Genomic DNA, 18034 nt, shown 5'->3' with positions numbered 1-18034 from the left:
GTAAAAACAGAGGTTAAAGACAAAGGCTCCTTACGCGGAATTGCATCCTCGATTTATAGTGTCGGATCTCAAAAGTGCCCGAGCGGATCTGGATCAGATGTCGCTCGATTGATTTGTCTCCTCTCATTGTCTGCTCTGTCTCGGTGAAATTTCCTGCTCGGCCTTTTCGTGCCTTGAAACTCAACGCATCAGGCCGCTGGTCATTGCTGTCACTGTTCGTCGGACTCGCCGTTGGCCTCGCCGCGATCGCATTCGAATGGACGACGCAGGCGGTACGGCGATTCACATTGGGTCAATTCGCTGGTTACCCGTCGGAGGGCTCGATCGGCGAGCATCAGTTCTTTGACAGCTCTGGACTCCCATTTTCGCCCTGGATGGTCGTCGTAATCATCACGTTGGGCGGTCTTGTTTCCGGGATACTTGTCTACTGGCTTGCCCCCGAAGCGAGTGGGGCGGGGACGGATGCGGCCGTCGACGCGTTCCACAATCGCAAAGGAATCGTCAATCCGCGGGTCCCTTGGGTCAAGACGATTGCCTCGGCAGTCACGCTCGGCACTGGTGGATCGGGCGGCCGCGAAGGTCCGATTGCTCAGATTGGCGCCGGCATCGGCGCCTGGACGGCCGATCGATTACGCCTTTCCTCGACCGATCGCCGGATCATGTTGGCCGCGGGCGTTGGCGCAGGCGTCGGGGCGATGTTTCGTGCCCCGCTTGCCGGAGCGATTTTTTCCGCCGAGATTTTGTATAGCGATGCCGATATGGAAGCGGACGTGATCGTGCCCAGCGCGATTGCATCGATCGTCGCCTACAGTGTCTACACGCAATCGATCTCTGCGGAAGTGCGGTTCCAGCCGATCTTTGGAAACGATCTGGCACACACACTCCATTCGCCGATGGAGCTGTTGCCCTATACCGTACTGGCGATCATCCTGATGTTTTTGGCGGCGTTTTATGTCCGATTCTTTCACGCCACCCAAAAGCTGTTCGAAGCCGCGCCGATCTGGCCGCATCTTCGTCCTGCGTTGGGAGCCTTGTTGGCGGGGCTAGTCGGCATCGGCTTGTTCGTCTACAGCGGAAACAACCCGGAAGTGCTGGGGATACTGGGGACTGGCTACGGCACGTTGCAACACGCCCTCAGCGGGGACAGCGGATCGACGATCGGCATTCTGGCAACCGTTGCCGTCGCAAAGATGTTGACCACCTCTTTGTCAATTGGTTCCGGCGGCTCTGGTGGCGTGTTTGGTCCGTTGATGGTGATCGGTGGATGTGCCGGGGCAGCGTTTGGGCAAGCCGCGCATGCGATGTTTCCTGAGTGGGTTCCGTACCCAGAAGCCTATGCGGTGGTCGGCATGGCAGGCTTTTTCTCGGGGGTCGCGCGAGCGCCGATCTCGACCATTATTCTGATCCGTGAATTGACCGGTGACTTTGGTTTGCTGGTGCCCACGATGTTGGTGTGCGCGTTGACGTTTGTCTTTTCTTCCAAATGGATTTTGTACACGCACCAAGTGGCGTCACGCTTGGAGTCTCCGGCGCACCGAGGCGATTTCCTTGTCGATGTACTCGAGGGACTCGCGGTCAAAGACGTCTACTTGAAGGGTCGGCGATTGCTGATGATCCACGAAGGCGAAACACTCGACGAGATCGTGCACCGCTTAGCCAAAACGAACCAGCACTACTTTCCGGTCGTCGATTCCAATGACGCGATGGTCGGATTGTTCTCAGCAGATGACGTCCGCGCCTACTTGTATGATGAAACGTTGTGGCGGTTGGCGAACGCGCGTGACGTGATGGTCAGCGAGTTTTATCGCGTCTCGCCCGATGACGACTTGAACACCGCAATGCAGCAGTTTACGACGTTAAACGTGGATGAATTGCCGGTCGTCGATCCCGAAAACCCAACCAAATTACTCGGGTTTCTAGGGCGAAAAGAAACGATTGCCGCATACAATCGTAGGATTCTTGAGCACCGCCGCGAGACTGAGCAACATGATTAGGGACAAACGGAAACGGACTCGGCTCGTCATTCTTTTGACGATCGCCGCTCTGACCTTCATCGGCGTGTTTGGCTATATCGAATATTACCTGGCCCGTCCGGTCGGCGAAGGCCCCGCAGGCCCGCAGGTCGATGCCAGTGCGTTTCGCAAGACTTGGTCCAAAGATCCCATTCAAGTCATCGGTGTCGGTGACAGTATCACTGCAGGTTTGGGGGCGAAATCGCCCAGCCACACTTTCTTTAACCGTGTGATCACGAACCCAAGTGACGAGTTCGCAGATCTGGACGGCGTCTGTTTGTCGGCGGTACTGCCCAATCTGAAAGTTGAGAATTTTGCGATCTCAGGATCTGAATCGAAAACCCATCTTGATGTGATCCAAAACACGATTCCCGTCTATGAAGATGCACGCGGCATTGTGCTAATGACGTCTGGTGGCAATGACTTGATTCACAGCTATGGCCGAAGTGCGCCGCGTGAATGTGCGATGTATTCTGCGACACTCGAGCAGGCCCAACCTTGGATCGCGAACTTTCGCACTCGTTTAGCAACGATGTTCGACGAGATCGAAGAACGATTTCCACTTGGCTGCGAGATCTTTATCGCTGACATTTACGACCCGACGGACGGCGTGGGGGATGCCCCTAGCATTTTCTTACCCGCTTGGCCGGATGGTTTGGCGATCCACGCTCAGTACAACCAAGCGATCCGAGAGATTGCGAGCGAGCGAAGCAACGTTCACGTGGTTGACCTCTACGAGACGTTCCTCGGTCACGGGTCGCATTGTCGGCAATTTTGGCGACCGCACTACGATGCCAGCGATCCTCACTATTGGTTCTTTACCAACATCGAAGACCCCAACGACCGTGGCTACGACGCGATCCGGCGTGCATTTTTGAACGCGATTGTCCAGCACAGCAGCCTCGCTCGCGAATCGACGCTGGAACCAAGTCAAACCGATTCACCGACACCCGTCTCGATGCTCATGCGTTTTCCCACAACTCAATTTTAGCGACAGCAAGGAGCGATTGTTTTGCAACCGATACGCATTGGAATTCTGACGGTCTCGGATCGTGCCAGCCGCGGCGAATACGAAGATCGTGGTGGTCCGGCGATTCATGATTACTTGAACGAGATCCTCGATAGTCCATGGACGCCAGTAGCGAGGATCGTCTCGGACGATGTTCAAGGGATCCAAGCGGCGATTGTCGAACTCTGTGATCAAGAGCATTGTTCGCTGGTGGTGACGACGGGTGGCACCGGACCGGCAAAACGCGACGTCACTCCTGAAGCCACCGAACTCGTCTGTGAAAAGATGATGCCCGGCTTTGGGGAACTGATGCGAAAAGTATCGCTCGAACATGTACCAACGGCGATTCTGTCGCGACAAACGGCGGGAATTCGCGGATCAAGTTTGATCGTCAACCTGCCGGGTAAACCGTCGGCGATTGCCGAATGCCTGGACGCCGTATTCCCGGCGATTCCCTATTGTGTTGATTTGATCGACGGTCCGCGGATCGAAACCAAGTCGGATCGCCTAGTCGCGTTTCGCCCAAAAGGAAAGTAAACGCAGACGTGTTCGGATTTATCAACTGCATGAAGCCGTCAGGGATGACGTCTCGAGATCTGGTCAACATCGCCGCTCGACGAGTTCGTCCTCACAAAGTGGGCCATTCAGGAACGCTCGATCCGCTCGCCGAAGGCGTGCTCGTGCTCGGCGTAGGTCGTGCCTCGCGGTTGACCTCGTTCGTGCAGAATTACCCCAAGCAATATCTGGCGTCGTTTCGATTCGGTGCCGACAGTGAATCCGGAGACCTCGAGCAACCGCTGACCGAGTATCCCGATGACCCCACACCGACGCTTGATGAATTGATCGCGGCAGCAAAATCGTTGACGGGTGAAGTGGTGCAGGTTCCCTCGGCATATTCGGCGATTTGGATCGATGGCAAACGCGCCTGCGACCGAATTCGCAATGGGGAACAAGTCGATGTGCCGTCGCGGAAAGTGCAAGTGTATGAGTATAAAATACTGAAGTATGACTACCCCAACGTCGAACTAGACATCACGTGTGGGTCGGGGACGTATGTTCGTTCGCTGGGTGTTGATTTGGCCGCCAATGTCGGGGCTCACGCAGTGATGACAAATTTGGTTCGCACGCGTGTGGGGCCTTTTCACGCAGCCGACGCGATCTCGATTGACCAAGTTCGCAACGACGATCTCGAACCTTTCGTCCAGCTGGCTCGGCTGGGTGTCGAGCATCTGCCGCATTTGTCGGTCAACGACGAGGAAGCCATTCGGCTAATCAATGGATTGAACGTGTTCGGCACGGCCCATTACACGCCGATTGACCCATTAACAGGCGGTGAAGGACCGATCGAATCCTCTCAGCCGACCGACGAAGGCATCGCAGCAGCCATCCGCACAGACGGACGCTTGATTGCGATCGTTCGCGGTAAAACGAAAGCCTATGATCCCGCCTGGTATCCCGAACGTGTCTTTCCGCTCGAGCCGCGGCAGTTGTCTTAAGCAGGTGGCAATACGTTATTCGGATTTGCAGCAGCGTTGTCGATTGTTCCAAGTGGCCCCAATGATCGGCGAACGAACGTGGCATTGATCGCGACAATCTGGTTAAATTGAGCACGTAGCGAACTCATTTCCACTGGAAACTCTGATGCCACCGAAATTAACAACATTGCTTGCGATTGTGGTGCTGACGACATTTCCCACGTTGCGGTGCACCGCAGCGGATCAGAAATCCACGGACTCTGGCGATTCAAGGATTGTCAAACAGTTGATCGAGCAACTCGACTCGGACAAATTTGGCGATCGACAACTCGCAGCAAACCAACTTCGTTCTCTCGGTGAACGCGCGATCGCCGATCTTGCCAAAGCGACCCACAGCGACAGCCACGAAGTTTCCGGTCGTGCGTTCGAAATTTTGCAGCAGCACCTGCTCGGCAACGACACTCATCTTGAACTTGCGGCGCAAGCGACTTTGCAGTCACTTGCAGAAGGGGATTCCATCCAGGTCGCTGATAAAGCCAAACGTGTCTTGGAATCATCAAGCGGAAGCAACGAATTGGCGAATCCGTTTGGCATGGGTGGAAGAATCGTCGGTCGTCCAATCATTGCCGGTGCACAAGTCCAAGGCCGATTCCAAATTCAGATCGGGGGCATCAATAATGCGAGGCAGTTGGGACGCACCGTAAAAATCCATTTTAACAATGGGATCAAGTCGGTGGAGGTGACCGAAAACAACAAGACAACTAAAGTCGCGGAAAAGGCCGACGGCAGCATCGAAGTGACGGAAATCGTCGCCGGCAACGAGGCCCCCAAAAAGACTTACAAAAATGCAGACGAACTGAAGAAGGAAAATCCAGCCGCTCACAAAATTTTCCAGCAAGGCGGAAAGCCACCCCGAGTTATTGTGCCGCCATTGAATCCGGTTCCCCGTCAACCAAACGCTGTTGAATAAGCGAACTGAACTTTTGACTCGCTCGAGACGTAGGGACCGAGCAGGAGATTAGCGTCGTGGATCGCTCCGCAATCCAACGTGATTACCTGTCGAATTTTGACGTAGCTGCCGTCGCCAGACGGCGGAAATCCACGCTCTGGCGAGCGTAGCTACGAAAGTAATAAACCGTTCGTCCTCCGCGATCCAACGTAATGATCGCGGAGCGATCAACGACAATTTGCCGCTCGTTCCAATCTAAACTTTTCTATTTCAATAGGGTCTCCGCGTTGTTGGATCTTTCACAGTGGCTTGGTTGGTTGATCGCTGTGACGGTCCTCCCCCCGTTGGTCGTTTCTCTGCTGACCATCTATCCGGTTCGCCGATTTGCCGTACAGCTTGGCTTGGTTGCGCGTCCGGGCGGGCACAGCACCCATACCAACGTCACACCACTTGGCGGCGGAATCGGAATTTGGTCGGGCATCGTGGTGACGTTTGCACTGGGCACGATCGCGGTGGCGATTCTACGCAGCAACGTTGATTTGCAATCGCACTTGCCGGCGTTTGTAGTTCCGCATTTGGAAGGCGTCTGGTCACGTGTCGCCCAGTTATGGTGGCTGCTCGGTGCCGGCACGGTGCTGACGATTCTGGGCGTGATCGATGATCGAGGCGGAGTGAACCCCTGGTTGCGGCTTGCGGTTGAGTTCGCCGTGGCCGCGTTTGTGGTCTATGGGTTGGATTTTGGATTGACCGCGTTTATCAGCGTCGCGTGGCTGACCAAAGTCTTGTCGGTCATCTGGATCGTGGGGCTGATCAACTCATTCAACATGCTCGACAATATGGATGGACTCAGCGGCGGTGTTGCCGCGATCATTGCCGCGTCGATGGCGATTGTGATGTTGACGACGGCTGATCCCGGTACCTCGCAGCCTCAATTGTTTGTGGCCGCACTGTTATTAGTTGTGTGTGGTTCTCTGCTGGGATTTTTATGGCACAATCGACCGCCTGCCAAAATTTTCATGGGCGATGGCGGTAGTTATTTGATTGGATTCCTGATTGCTGTCTCGATGTTGATGGCGACGTTTGCAACGAGTGACGGATCACGTCCGCATGCAATGTTGGCACCACTTTGCGTGATGGCGGTTCCACTGTATGACATGACAACGGTGCTTTGGATTCGTATCCGCCAAGGACGAAGTCCATTTGTGGGTGACCGCAGCCACTTTTCGCACCGCTTGGTCGAGCTCGGTTTGAGCCGCACTCAGGCGGTGTTGACAATTTACTTGGTAACCGGCACCTGCGGCCTGGCTTCGATCTTGTTAACCCATGTTGAGCTCGCTCAAGCGATCATGGTGATCGGGATCGTGGCTTGTATGTTGTTGCTTGTGATCATCTTGGAATCGACTCAGTGGCAAAGCGACAAAGAATAGAACGTCGAAGCGGACGCAGCGCAGAGAAACGCGCGGACGAATCGGACGCCACGATCGAACAAGCCACGGTGCCATCCGTCCCGCCAAACTCGAGCGTCAAACCGAGCCCCTACCGATTCAGCCATTTGCCAAACGGAATCGCCATTTTTGTGTTGGCATCCGTCTTGGTTTATTCGCAGTACCACCCCAGCGATAGTGTGGCGGTCGAGCAGGGCGACGGACTTTGGTTCGCCGCATTCTCGCTTGTTGTGCTGATCGCAAACTCGTTCGCCAAACGAACCAAGGCGCAAGTTCGCAACCATGGTGTTTCGCTTGTCCTGGATTGGGTGCCGTGGTTGCTTGCGGGCTGGATGATGATCGCTGCCTTTGGGAGCAGCCCCCCAGGGAATTTGCGTCTTGCCACGAACGAAGCATGGATTTGGGTCAGTGCAGCAGCCGTTTTCTTTGCGGCTCGTCGCTTGTTCGCGCAACCGATGGTTGTGCGAGGCATCGTGACTCTGTTGTTCGGATGTGCCGTGGCGCAGGCGGTGCATGGTCTGCACCAGCAATTCATCAGTCTGCCGCAAATGCGAGCCGCTTACGAAGCCAACCCCGAGCCGATGTTGTTGCTTGCCGGGATCGATGCGCCGCCGGGATCGTCCGAGCGTATTGTGTTCGAGAATCGATTGCGCGACGGTGGCCCCACCGGGACATTTGCCTTGGCAAACTCGTTGGCCGGCGTGTTGGTCGTTGGAATCATGATCGCAATCTCGGGGTTATGGTTTCAGGGAGCACGAATGTCCGTGCCAGGACGAGTTTGCTGGGTCGGCTTGATCGCGTTGTTGGTAATTGCACTGCTGGCGACGCGAAGTCGATCGGCGGTGGTTGCGATCTTTATCGGAGCCGCGATTCTGCTGATCATGTCGGCTAACTTGGGGCGACATCGGCGAACGGTCTTCGTCGCACTAGCGGCAATCGCCTCGGTCGCCGCAATCGTCGGAGGCGGAATCCTGACGTGGGGGAACCGCGAATGGATCGAACAAGCACCTGCGTCACTGGCGTTTCGGATCCAGTACTGGCGGTCCACGATCGCAATGGTCACAGAAATGCCACTGTTTGGTGCAGGGCCTGGCAATTACCAGATGATCTACGAACGATTCCGTGAACCCAGTGCGAATGAGCAGATCGCGGAACCCCATAACTTCTTTTTCGAAACGTTGGCCAGTGGAGGATGGATCGCGGCGGGGTTGCTGATTTGTTTGGCCGTTGCCGTCGCTGTTTGCTGGAGATCGCGGCGTCAACAGTTCAACGAAGCCGACGGAAATGTTGGCCCGGCTGCCGAGCGATGGTGGAACGCAGCTCTCTTCGTGTGGCTCGGTGCAGCGGTCAGTTTTCTGCTGGTCTGGATCATTGGTTTTATCGTTCTACGTGTTCCGGATATCGAAGCCGACCTGTTCGGCGTGCCGCTTTGCATCGCCGCGATGGTCGTGGCATGGAAAAACCTTCGCCGCTTGAGCGACCGCGATCTGCATTCACTCGGTGCCGCCGCGATCTTGGCGATGTTGGTTCACCTGTCGATCGCAGGCGGATGGACCGTGCCCGGAGTCGCCATTTGCGTGTGGTTAATGACCGCCGTGTTATGCCGAGCAATGTCCTCTTCGAAACCAGTTAATGGCGGGACTGCAAATATTGAAACGGGGAAATCCGAGCATCGCGTTGCCGTTTCCGATCCGGCGTCCCGCTATTGGCGAGAGCGGAAATGGAGCATCCTGGGATCTGCCGCCAGCGTGCTGCTGCTTGGCGCGTCGGTTTGGATGTCGATTTTGCCTGTTTCGCACCAGCAGCGGCTGTTGAGCGAGGTTTCCAAATCGCGAGGAAGGACGAATTTTCAGAACATGGATGCGTTGCTGAGCGAAGCGATGGCGGCCGACCCGTGGTCCGCAGAAGCCGTCCGCTGGCGTGCGGACGCCTACCGCTGGGAGATCGTCCGAGCTGCGGTGGACGATGACGCCGCCGGTATCTCGCGGCGAAGCACTTGGCAGTCGCTGGTAGAGCAAGCCAAACAGCGAGCGGGACAAGATCCGAGTGCCTATCGCGAACTTGGAACGGCACAATTGCACGTTTTTCAGCGTTTCGGACGGCAGGAAGATCTGCAAAATGCACTCAGCACGTTTGCCGAAGCAGAAACCTGGAGCCCTTCGAATCAATGGATGGCAGCTCAATTTGCCGAAGTTTTGCGTGCGGCCGGCAACTCGGCCCAGGCCACTGAAATGGCCCAACGAGCCCAGTGGCTCTCGGGACTACGTTTTACCATGGACCGGATGTTAGAAAGTCAAATGATTCTCGAAGCACGGCCGATCGGTGTCCGAGCTGCGGCCGAGCCCAAAAGACGCCCTGCGAGCGAGTTATTGATGAACCAATTAGGGCAAACGGACGTACCGTAACCCATTCATTTTCAATCCTCCAACCATCCTCTCCCCCTTTTAGATAACGGTTGAATTATGAGCAGATTCTGGGTGCTTTTAGCCATCGTGGCGGTCGCAGGTTCCATTGCCGGATGGGGGATCAATTACGCTGCGTACGGTCATCGCAAGGCTCAGATGGGCGAAATGGTCTTCGGTGGCGACATCACTGGCGAAAACATTGACGAATTCTACATGAACGTCGCTCAAGCCAAAAATCCCGAGGTCGAATTACCCAACGGAAGCACGTACGACTTCGGCACCATGGCGCCAGGGACAAAAGGCGAGCACGTTTTCGTGATTAAAAACTCTGGCGAGGGTGACCTGAAGCTCCGTTTGGGGGCAACGACGTGCAAATGTACCTTGGGAACACTCGATAACGACGTGCTAAAACCAGGCGAACAGACCGAGGTTCGATTGGAATGGGACGTCAAAACAGATTCCAAGTCATTCGGCCAATCGGCACAGTTGCTAACGAACGATCCCAAACATTACGCGATCGACTTGAAAATCGAAGGCCGCGTCGTAGGTGATTTGGAAATGATTCCTGATGCGTTGACCTTTGGCGATGTTTCAGCGGATGAAACCGTCACGCTGACCGCCAAAGTTTACAGCTTCATGGATCCCCCGATCAAACATACAACATTCAAATTCAGCAGCGATGCGTTGAATGAATTGGCGGACATCAAAGTTGAGCCGTTTGAACCTTCCGAAGCAGACGGCGCGAGTTCATCGGCAATCCAGGGATTTGACATCACCATCACCATCAAACCGGGGATGAAACAAGGCGCCGTTTCGCAGAACGCGATGTTCGGCTTCGTACAAGAAAACCCGAAGTCTGATGCGGGTGACAAGGAAGAAGAGAAATTCTTGGTTACTCCGATCACGGGCAAAGTTGTCGGCGCGATCAGTATGATCCCCAACCCGAAGCTCACAGGCTCTGACGGTGGAAACTACATCTACGATTTCGGAGAAGTTAAGCCAGAAGGACCCTTTACGGCGAAAACCTTTGTTGTGCTAAAGGGTCAAGATCGCGACAATACAACTCTAAGCATTGAAAGTGTTGAACCGGAGGGGATTGTTGAGGCGACGTTTGGCGAAAAACTCGTTCGCTCGTCAATGACACTCTATCCGCTTGAAATCAAATTGATTCCGGGCCCCGAGGCGATCCAGCGACTCGGCCGCAACAAAGACGATTACGGCAAAATTCGGATTACCTCGGATAACGGTGAATCGGTCGGCAAATTGGTGGTCGGTGTCAAGTTTTCAATGGAACCAAAATAGTCACCCCGTTGCTTTTTAGATTTGGGTCGTATGAAGAATCAAGTTACGAAGTCTGCTTTGCGCGATCCTTCCGGTTTGTCAACCGATATTGATGCTGCGATCCAGAATCACCCGCGTGATGGAGTAACATCCGTCCGGCACTTGAGCCCTCGTTTGCTTGTCGTTGGACTGAGCATCACGTCATTGATGGCGATCATGGCAGGATCAATTGACGCCCAAGCTCCCGCCGGTGCTCCCCCGATCAAAATCGAGGTCATTCCGACGCCGGTCGGGGTGCCAGACGCAAAGGCAAATCCAGCGGGTGATTCGGATGCCAACAAGAGCGGTAGTGATACGCCGCCGATGAAATCCGATATCGCGGCCGATTCGAAACAGACGAATCCTGCGCATCCAAATCAGCCGGGAATGAAAATTCCGGAAGCCGAGGTTCCGGAAAACTCGCTCGGCCCCGAGGATTACCGCAAGTGGACGGCTCCTGATCTAACGTTGGTGCTTTCGGGAAACCAACACGGTTACATCGAGCCGTGTGGTTGCACCGGGCTGGCTAACCAAAAAGGGGGCGTCGCGCGTCGCTACTCGTTCCTCGAACAATTGAAAAAAGAAGGCTGGAATCTGGCCCCTATCGACGCTGGCAACCAAGTGCGACGTTTTGGAATTCAGGCCGAAATCAAGCTCCAACGAACCGCCGAAGCATTGCGATCGATGCAGTACCAATCGGTTGGCTTTGGTCCCGAAGATGTTCGCCTCGGTGTGGGCGAATTACTTTCGGTTGCCAACCCGCAAGGCGATTCGATCGACGACATTCTGTATGTCTCGGCCAACGTCGTGTTACTGGACGAGCCTTCGTTTATGGCTCAACACAAGGTATTCGAAAAAGGCGGCATGAAGGTCGGCGTCACAACGATCTTGGATCCTGCGACACTGGAAAGCGAACTTTCCTCGGACATCGCCGTCAATCCGATGGTGCCGGCCGCGAAAGCCGCACTCGCCTCGATCAACGAAAAATCACCTGACTTTCGTGTGTTGACGTTCTTCGGCGAAGAGGCCGCTGCACAGCAATTGGTCCGCGACGTCCAAGGTTTCGATATTGTCGTCGTTTCCGGTGGCTACGGTGAACCCACCTACCAAGCACAGACGATCGAGGGCACGAAGACGCGAATGCTGGTCACGGGCAATAAGGGCATGTATGTGGGACTCGTCGGTCTGTACCGCAACGCCCCTATGAAATACTGCCGAGTTCCATTGACGGATGAATTCGACGACGCCCAGGAAATGCGGAAACTGATGGCGGAATATCAGAACCAACTTCGCGACCTCGGTCTCGAAGGACTCGGATTGCGGCCCATCCCCCACTCCACACGACGTAACTTTGCAGGCAGCAAAAAGTGCGGCGAGTGTCATACCACCGCCTACGAGATTTGGGAAAACACGCCGCATGCCGAAGCGACCGAATCGCTTGTCCACCCTGGTGAACGCAGCGACGTGCCTCGCCATTTCGATCCCGAATGCCTCAGTTGTCATGTCACCGGCTGGAATCCTCAGAACTACTATCCCTATGTTTCTGGCTACCTGTCGTTGCAAGACAGCGCTCACTTGACGGGCAATGGTTGTGAAAACTGCCATGGGCCGGGGGCCGAGCACTCGGCAGCCGAAGTCGAGGGTTCGAGCATCAGTGAACAGGAGCGTGATTTGCTCCGTGACGCGATGAAATTGCCGCTCGCCAAGGCAAAGGAGAAGTGCATGGAATGCCACGACTTGGACAACAGTCCCGACTTCCATCTCGACGACGCTTTCGAAGACGAATATTGGCCTCAGGTCGAGCACGAAGGCAAAGAATAGTGCGATCAGGGCGAGGAATCGCCTCTCTAGCAAGCCTTTTCCCTGCCGCCTCGACGAATCGGGCTCGAGAGGTGAAAATGGCGTTTGATTGCAAATTGCCCCTACCAAGACTTAGTTTAGGATCGTAATGGCGAAGAAGGCCGCGAGTACCACTTTTGAGTACGTCGAACCCATCGGAGATCGTGTTTTAGTTCGCAAGGACGAGCCCAAACGGGAGACGCGGGGTGGAATTGCATTGCCCGATGCAGCAGAGATCCCCACAATCACCGGACGCATCGTCACGATCAGTGCCGTGGTGGAAAACGACGAAGAATTGCCACTACGCCAATACGACAAAATCCTGTTTCATCCCAAAAACATGATTCCAGTCGATTTGGAACACGACAATCAATTGTTCGTGATCCCAGTCGAAGACGTTGTCGCCGTCTTTCGGAAAAAGAAGCCTGAATAGTCGTCAGAATGCAAGGCAACACGCAAGCACTCATCACAATGAATATCGCTTGCGTGATTGAGGTGCACGTCGTACCCGGCACGCGACGATCGCCACATCGTCCCAAAGTTGGCCTGAAGGCAAGCGGACCATTTCCAGGCACTTGCGAGGGATCGAGAAGAAATCCGATCGTGAAACCACGGGCGGCACGGCATCGCGTTTGGCGTAGTTGAAGAATCCGTCAGTGCCGACTAGCAACGTGCCAGACAACGGTTGATGTGTGAATGCCACAGGTCGTGCCTGCTGGGAACCGAGCAAAGGTTTACGCACTTGATTTCGGGTGAGATCAAACACATTACCCTCGTCGATGATCCAGGCTGCGCTGTCGCCGACGCTTGCGCCGATGATTCGATCGAGTCGCAAATCAACGACCACCACTGTGGACTCACCCGCAGGAATGCGAAAATCAAGTTGCCGCAATTCGTGGGCCCATTGATCGGCAGTTTCAATTCGCGAGCAAACCGACCGAATCTCGCGAACCAACGTATCCGCAGCCACATCACCGCTGCCCGTGCCTCCCGCCCCATCCGCGACCACGATGACCGTACGGTCGCCATCGGCAATCACAGCTATACGATCCTCACCGCGATCACTGTGTGACTCCACGAGATAGACGGTTTCAAAGGATGTCACAATAACGCCTCCGACGGATGAATGAGTCGCGTTCGCCATCCCCGCGTACGCCAATGGCTTTTTGACTAGTGCCGACCTAAACAAACATTATTCATCACCCGCCGAGTGGTTGGTCACTGCTCGCAATGACTCGGTCAGTTGCCGGTGACTTCACGATTAGCTTGCTCGATGCGCACTCTTTGCGATTTATCGAGATGTTGCATAAAGTGCACTTCCGGACCCAAATGTAAACCTGTTCGTTTCATCTGAGGGTCGTGAACGTCAAGGCTGAGGTCGCAATCGAATCTTGCCAAGATCGCATGATTATGGTCCCAAGTGGTTGCGTTGGTGAAGTGCGAAAGTCCCCATGTGATGCCTCGCCCATCCTGGGTGTCGGTGAATGCATCCGCGATGAACGGGCCCGCTGCATCGGGCATCAAGTACGCGATCGACGCTATTTCGAAGTTAACTCCGTCCTTGGCATACTGCACTGTGGAATGTTCATTCCCATCGCGAATCACGAAGGCCGCAATCCCTTCTCGGAATGGAAACAACGTCGTTTCGTGCCCCGAGTTAATTACGGGGTTAAGCGGGTGCTTTGCAAACGGCCCCAGCGGATTGTCGGCGATGGCAAGCCCCTGCATCCGAACCAGCGACGGATCGCCATCAAAGTCGGATTTGTAGTACAGAGAGATCTTGCCGTTGTGAACCAACGGGTACGGATCGTGGATCGAGTATTGGTCCCACTCGCCTTCGCCGCCGTTGGGAATCACGATTTGATCGTGCGGCGTCCAAGGCCCTTCGGGCGAATCCGCACGCGAGACACGAACGGGGCAATCATCCCCTCGCAATCCGCTGGGTTCTTTGAATGCCTGGTAGTACAGATAGTACTTGCCATTCCAAACCAAAATGTCGGGTGTGCACACCGATCGCCAACCCACTTGCGGCTTGGTGGGTCGGGCGACCGCAATGCCGCGTTCTTGCCAAGTGAAACCATCTTGACTGGTGGCGTACCAAACGTCCGCTAGATCCCAGTCGGCCGATGGAATTGTATCGGTCGCTGCTTCTGCTCCCTGAGGCGGTGTCGGCGTGTGGCGTTTGGTGTACCAGACGTAATAGGTGCCGTCGACCAAAATGACCTTCGAAGGATCACGGCGTGAAACGGTCCCGTCGCCATCGTGATAGTCGAGGCCTTCCAACCGCGTGTACTTGAATTGTGAGTAAAGTTCGTTGTCTTCCGGACGCGGCGCGGGATAGGCCACGTAGTTTCGCTGCATCGCCGCACTCAGCTGCCGATCGGGCTTTTGCTTCGGCAGCACAAACGGAAACCCCGACTGCTGCGCCACCGCTGGCGGAGACCAAAAGCAGACGACCAACAGCGCAAGGACCATCCATTGACTGCGACAGTGACGCCGTAAACTTTGTTGGATATTCATTGTGCCGAACATTTCTCAATTTGAAAGATCGAGATCACAAAACCGTGATTTTGTAATCATCAGGGATTCATGATCGATGGCAAACAATTTCGATCGTTCATCGCGTTATTACTGTACGTTCGCAATCGAGAGCAAAACGTAGGATGACTCACCGGCCGACGTGGACCCGAGCAACGCCCACTTTCCTGGAGCAACAATCAGTGACGTCGAAATATTGGACGTACTGATGTCCGGCGGCGAATCATCGCCACCTTTACCTGCGATTCGTGAAGCTTCAAAGTCAATCTTGACTTCGACACCGTGATCTTTCGCAATGGCAGTCAGCCGAATAATCGAGCCGACTTGGATTGCTTCGGTTCGTCGCTCAGTAATACCACGGACCGTCATGGTTCCGGTCGTCGCTGTGACGCGTCGCCCAAACTGGGCCATGCTTTCGACACCCTCCAGTGCAGAGAGCCGAATTGTCTCAACCGCTTCCGCATTCTGCTTCTCAATCAACGCAATGATCTCATTTTCGCTCAGCGATGGCGAGAGTATGTCCTCCATGTGGTACTCAACAAGCGTAACGAGATAACGCTGCTGGATTGCCGGTGGATCGGCCACCGCCTTTGTCGCTACAGCATCGTCGGCAACGAGATTTGCGGTGATGGAACAAAACAAGATGGCGTAGAGCAATGGTTTGTTCATGTTGTACCTTTGCAAAATTCGGATCAAGGTTTCGACGCAACCGCTTTGGGCGTGGATGCTGTCGATTGAACGAACAGTTCAATCACGACTGATTGTAACCCAGACGCTGATCACAGATACAAAAACAACCGTGACGAGCTTCTAGGACGTTTTGCGTCGGCCGGAGTGGCAGACCTTTCCTTTTTTCTGGGATCCTCTCGTCGATCTTGTCTCAGCAGCAGAAACAACTGTCAGCTACCATGAATATCCGTTCAGGTAAGTCGCTCGATTTGGCTTCGTCGACTTATCGATAAACGCAACTCAATTTTGCCGGAACTCGCTATGACACGAAGATACGCAAGGCAAATGACCATGACACATCTGCAAAAGCGCCGGAAACCAAGCCATCTCGCTGTCGCTGCCGCACTCGTGTGCTGCTTGGGAAGTGCGTTCGCGTTCGCACAAGAAACGCTTCCTCCTACTGAAAATGGGCTCGGACCACAAACCTACGAGGAACTTTGGGCAAGCTACGATCCGCGCGCTGAACCGCTCGATGTCGAGATCCTCTACGAATGGGAAGAGGGCGACGTTTTGTTGAAGGTGCTCCGCTATCGCATCGGCGTCTTCAAAGGCCAAAAGGCGATGATGGCAGCCGTGTTCGGCTACCCCAAAGGCGGCGCGGGTTTGCCGGGATTGGTGCAAATTCACGGCGGCGGCCAGTACGCCGACTATCGTGCCATATTGACCAACGCCCGACGCGGCTATGCAACCATCTCGATCGCTTGGGCCGGTCGCATCGCCGCACCCAACTACAAAGTCAATCCAGATGGCGTGAAGCTCTTTTGGGATGGCAAGACCGACGACCCCAACTACCGCGTCACCACGGATTGGGGACCACTGGATGGTTACCATGCTCCGTGCCGAAATCCCAAAAATGGGTTTGCAAGTGTCGATCCAGAACCGTGGACTCTAGATACCGTCGCGTCACCTCGTAACAATCCCTGGTACCTGTGCACGTTGGGGGCACGCCGGGCATTGACGTTTCTGGAACAGCAGCCTCAAGTGGACGGTGACATGTTGGGAGTCTACGGACACTCGATGGGCGGCAAGCTGACGGTGATGACGGCGGGAACCGATGACCGCGTCAAAGCAGCCGCATCGTCTTGTGGCGGAATCAGTAACCGCAGTATCGACAACGACGACTCGCTGTATCAGCGAACGATCGCCGACGATGTTTATCTAAAGCATATCACTTGCCCGGTCTTCTTTCTTAGTCCTGCCAACGACTTTCATGGTCGTATCAATGACTTGCAAACCGCAGTCACTGAAATCAAAACGGACGAGTATCGAGTCACCTGTGCACCGCACCATAACCACCAAGACACCGCCGAATATGAAGTCGCTAGCCAGCTCTGGTTTGACCAACACTTGAAGGGCACTTTCCAATGCCCCGAGTCCCCAACGACAGAATTGTCATTAAAAACGGACGATGGCGTGCCGTCGTTGTTGATACACCCCGACTCGAGTAATCCGTTTTTTTCAGTCGACATCTTTTACACGCAGCACGGACAGATCGACAGCCAAAAAGATGACTTCAAAAACACGAAAGCAAGGTTTTGGCATCATGTCGCGGCGAGCGAAAACGATAAAGGCTGGGCTGGCAAGCTGCCACTGCTGAGCATCGATCGACCGCTGTGGGTCTATGCCAACGTCACCTACCCGCTCGACGACACGGTCACCGGTGCAGGCTACTACTATGGGACCTACTCAACCGATCAATTCAACCTGTCATCGTTGATGTCGATGATATCGCCAGCCCAGCTTCAGGCCGCGGGTGTCAAAGCAACCGCCAAGCGGTCTCGTGTGATTGAATCGTTTAACGGCGACTGGCGACAAGAATGGTTCAGCTATCAACCCTACTCATGGCCACGTCGGACGCACAAAGTCTACGATCGGAAATGGGCAGCTCCTCAGGGCTCGCAGCTGTCAATCGAAGTTCAATCAGACGAACCGAACTCATTCGTGATCGGACTGGATGACTATGCCGCCGAAGTCAAACTTGACGGGGGTGCCGATTGGCAAACGATCATTCTCTCACCTGCGGATTTTGAAAACGCATCGGGCGGATCGTTGGCCGATTGGAACGGCATAAAAGAACTACGGCTGGGCGACCAAGAAACGCTTAAAGACAAAGATCAACGGCGGAGTATTGGCAAACCATGGCAGGGTGCGCCGCCACACATGCGGAATCTCAGCTGGAAAAGTCGGTAGCGAATCCCAAACCCACAGCATCCGCCGCGGCAAGTGCCGGTTCGCCTTGACGTTGCCCCCGTCGTTCCTCGAGCAAATCGACACGACCTGAAACGGAGTTCCTCATCGCTGGAAAGCCTGGGA

Annotated in this window: 14 protein-coding genes; 11 read left to right on the top strand and 3 right to left on the bottom strand. The window is 54.9% G+C overall.

Annotated features, from left to right (window positions below; all coding sequences use genetic code 11):
* The first annotated feature begins 143 nt into the window (after nt 1-143).
* From SH528x_RS23135 to SH528x_RS23090, 10 genes are all read left to right on the top strand, one after another.
* Nucleotides 144-1994 (top strand): chloride channel protein, encoded by a 1851-nt coding sequence (locus tag SH528x_RS23135; protein WP_442505816.1) that lies wholly within the window; start codon nt 144-146, stop codon nt 1992-1994.
* On the top strand, nt 1987-3003 hold the full coding sequence (locus SH528x_RS23130; RefSeq protein WP_442505815.1) for an SGNH/GDSL hydrolase family protein: 1017 nt from the start codon (nt 1987-1989) through the stop codon (nt 3001-3003). Before SH528x_RS23135 ends, SH528x_RS23130 begins: the two co-directional genes overlap by 8 nt.
* 21 nt (nt 3004-3024) lie before the next feature.
* Entirely contained in the window at nt 3025-3558 is a 534-nt protein-coding gene (gene mog / locus SH528x_RS23125) for a molybdopterin adenylyltransferase (protein ID WP_442505814.1), read from the top strand.
* An 8-nt stretch (nt 3559-3566) separates the two neighbouring features.
* Complete coding sequence (truB, locus tag SH528x_RS23120) at nt 3567-4517, top strand: tRNA pseudouridine(55) synthase TruB (protein ID WP_442505813.1); 951 nt, start codon at nt 3567-3569, stop codon at nt 4515-4517.
* 145 nt (nt 4518-4662) lie between these two features.
* Nucleotides 4663-5466, top strand: coding sequence for a hypothetical protein (locus SH528x_RS23115; protein ID WP_442505812.1), 804 nt, complete (start codon nt 4663-4665; stop codon nt 5464-5466).
* A 299-nt stretch (nt 5467-5765) separates the two neighbouring features.
* Nucleotides 5766-6872, top strand: coding sequence for an MraY family glycosyltransferase (locus SH528x_RS23110; RefSeq protein WP_442512165.1), 1107 nt, complete (start codon nt 5766-5768; stop codon nt 6870-6872).
* Nucleotides 6851-9295: an O-antigen ligase family protein gene (locus SH528x_RS23105; RefSeq protein ID WP_442505811.1), complete on the top strand. Its 2445-nt coding sequence runs from the start codon at nt 6851-6853 to the stop codon at nt 9293-9295. The genes SH528x_RS23110 and SH528x_RS23105 overlap by 22 nt, the downstream gene beginning before the upstream one ends.
* Nucleotides 9296-9352: 57 nt before the next feature.
* Complete coding sequence (locus SH528x_RS23100) at nt 9353-10597, top strand: DUF1573 domain-containing protein (protein ID WP_442505810.1); 1245 nt, start codon at nt 9353-9355, stop codon at nt 10595-10597.
* A gap of 30 nt (nt 10598-10627) precedes the next feature.
* Nucleotides 10628-12436, top strand: a complete 1809-nt coding sequence (locus SH528x_RS23095; RefSeq protein WP_442505809.1) for a multiheme c-type cytochrome — start codon at nt 10628-10630, stop codon at nt 12434-12436.
* 127 nt (nt 12437-12563) lie between these two features.
* Nucleotides 12564-12887, top strand: a complete 324-nt coding sequence (locus SH528x_RS23090; protein WP_442505808.1) for a co-chaperone GroES — start codon at nt 12564-12566, stop codon at nt 12885-12887.
* A gap of 33 nt (nt 12888-12920) precedes the next feature.
* Here the strand turns inward: SH528x_RS23090 and SH528x_RS23085 are convergent, their stop codons facing one another.
* From SH528x_RS23085 to SH528x_RS23075, 3 genes are all read right to left on the bottom strand, one after another.
* Nucleotides 12921-13559, bottom strand: a complete 639-nt coding sequence (locus SH528x_RS23085; RefSeq protein WP_442505807.1) for a protein phosphatase 2C domain-containing protein — start codon at nt 13557-13559, stop codon at nt 12921-12923.
* Between the two features lie 134 nt (nt 13560-13693).
* Nucleotides 13694-14929, bottom strand: a complete 1236-nt coding sequence (locus tag SH528x_RS23080; RefSeq protein ID WP_442512164.1) for a glycoside hydrolase family 117 protein — start codon at nt 14927-14929, stop codon at nt 13694-13696.
* Nucleotides 14930-15082: 153 nt separating this feature from the next.
* Entirely contained in the window at nt 15083-15661 is a 579-nt protein-coding gene (locus tag SH528x_RS23075; protein ID WP_442505806.1) for a hypothetical protein, read from the bottom strand.
* Between the two features lie 351 nt (nt 15662-16012).
* Between SH528x_RS23075 and SH528x_RS23070 the strand changes: the two genes are divergently transcribed.
* Nucleotides 16013-17911: a dienelactone hydrolase family protein gene (locus SH528x_RS23070; RefSeq protein ID WP_442505805.1), complete on the top strand. Its 1899-nt coding sequence runs from the start codon at nt 16013-16015 to the stop codon at nt 17909-17911.
* Nucleotides 17912-18034: the final 123 nt, after the last annotated feature.

This window comes from Novipirellula methanifontis (assembly GCF_052161655.1).
Taxonomy (GTDB): domain Bacteria; phylum Planctomycetota; class Planctomycetia; order Pirellulales; family Pirellulaceae; genus Novipirellula.
The sequence above is the reverse complement of the archived record's forward strand: the minus strand, read 5'-3'. Positions and strand labels throughout refer to the sequence as shown.

What these genes read in the sequence shown, in the direction of transcription:
- SH528x_RS23070 (WP_442505805.1), top strand. Translation starts at nt 16,013, where the DNA reads ATGACACATCTGCAAAAGCGCCGGAAACCAAGCCATCTCGCTGTCGCT.
- SH528x_RS23075 (WP_442505806.1), bottom strand. Translation starts at nt 15,661, where the DNA reads ATGAACAAACCATTGCTCTACGCCATCTTGTTTTGTTCCATCACCGCA.
- SH528x_RS23115 (WP_442505812.1), top strand. Translation starts at nt 4,663, where the DNA reads ATGCCACCGAAATTAACAACATTGCTTGCGATTGTGGTGCTGACGACA.
- SH528x_RS23095 (WP_442505809.1), top strand. Translation starts at nt 10,628, where the DNA reads ATGAAGAATCAAGTTACGAAGTCTGCTTTGCGCGATCCTTCCGGTTTG.
- SH528x_RS23100 (WP_442505810.1), top strand. Translation starts at nt 9,353, where the DNA reads ATGAGCAGATTCTGGGTGCTTTTAGCCATCGTGGCGGTCGCAGGTTCC.
- SH528x_RS23090 (WP_442505808.1), top strand. Translation starts at nt 12,564, where the DNA reads ATGGCGAAGAAGGCCGCGAGTACCACTTTTGAGTACGTCGAACCCATC.
- SH528x_RS23130 (WP_442505815.1), top strand. Translation starts at nt 1,987, where the DNA reads ATGATTAGGGACAAACGGAAACGGACTCGGCTCGTCATTCTTTTGACG.
- SH528x_RS23080 (WP_442512164.1), bottom strand. Translation starts at nt 14,929, where the DNA reads ATGGTCCTTGCGCTGTTGGTCGTCTGCTTTTGGTCTCCGCCAGCGGTG.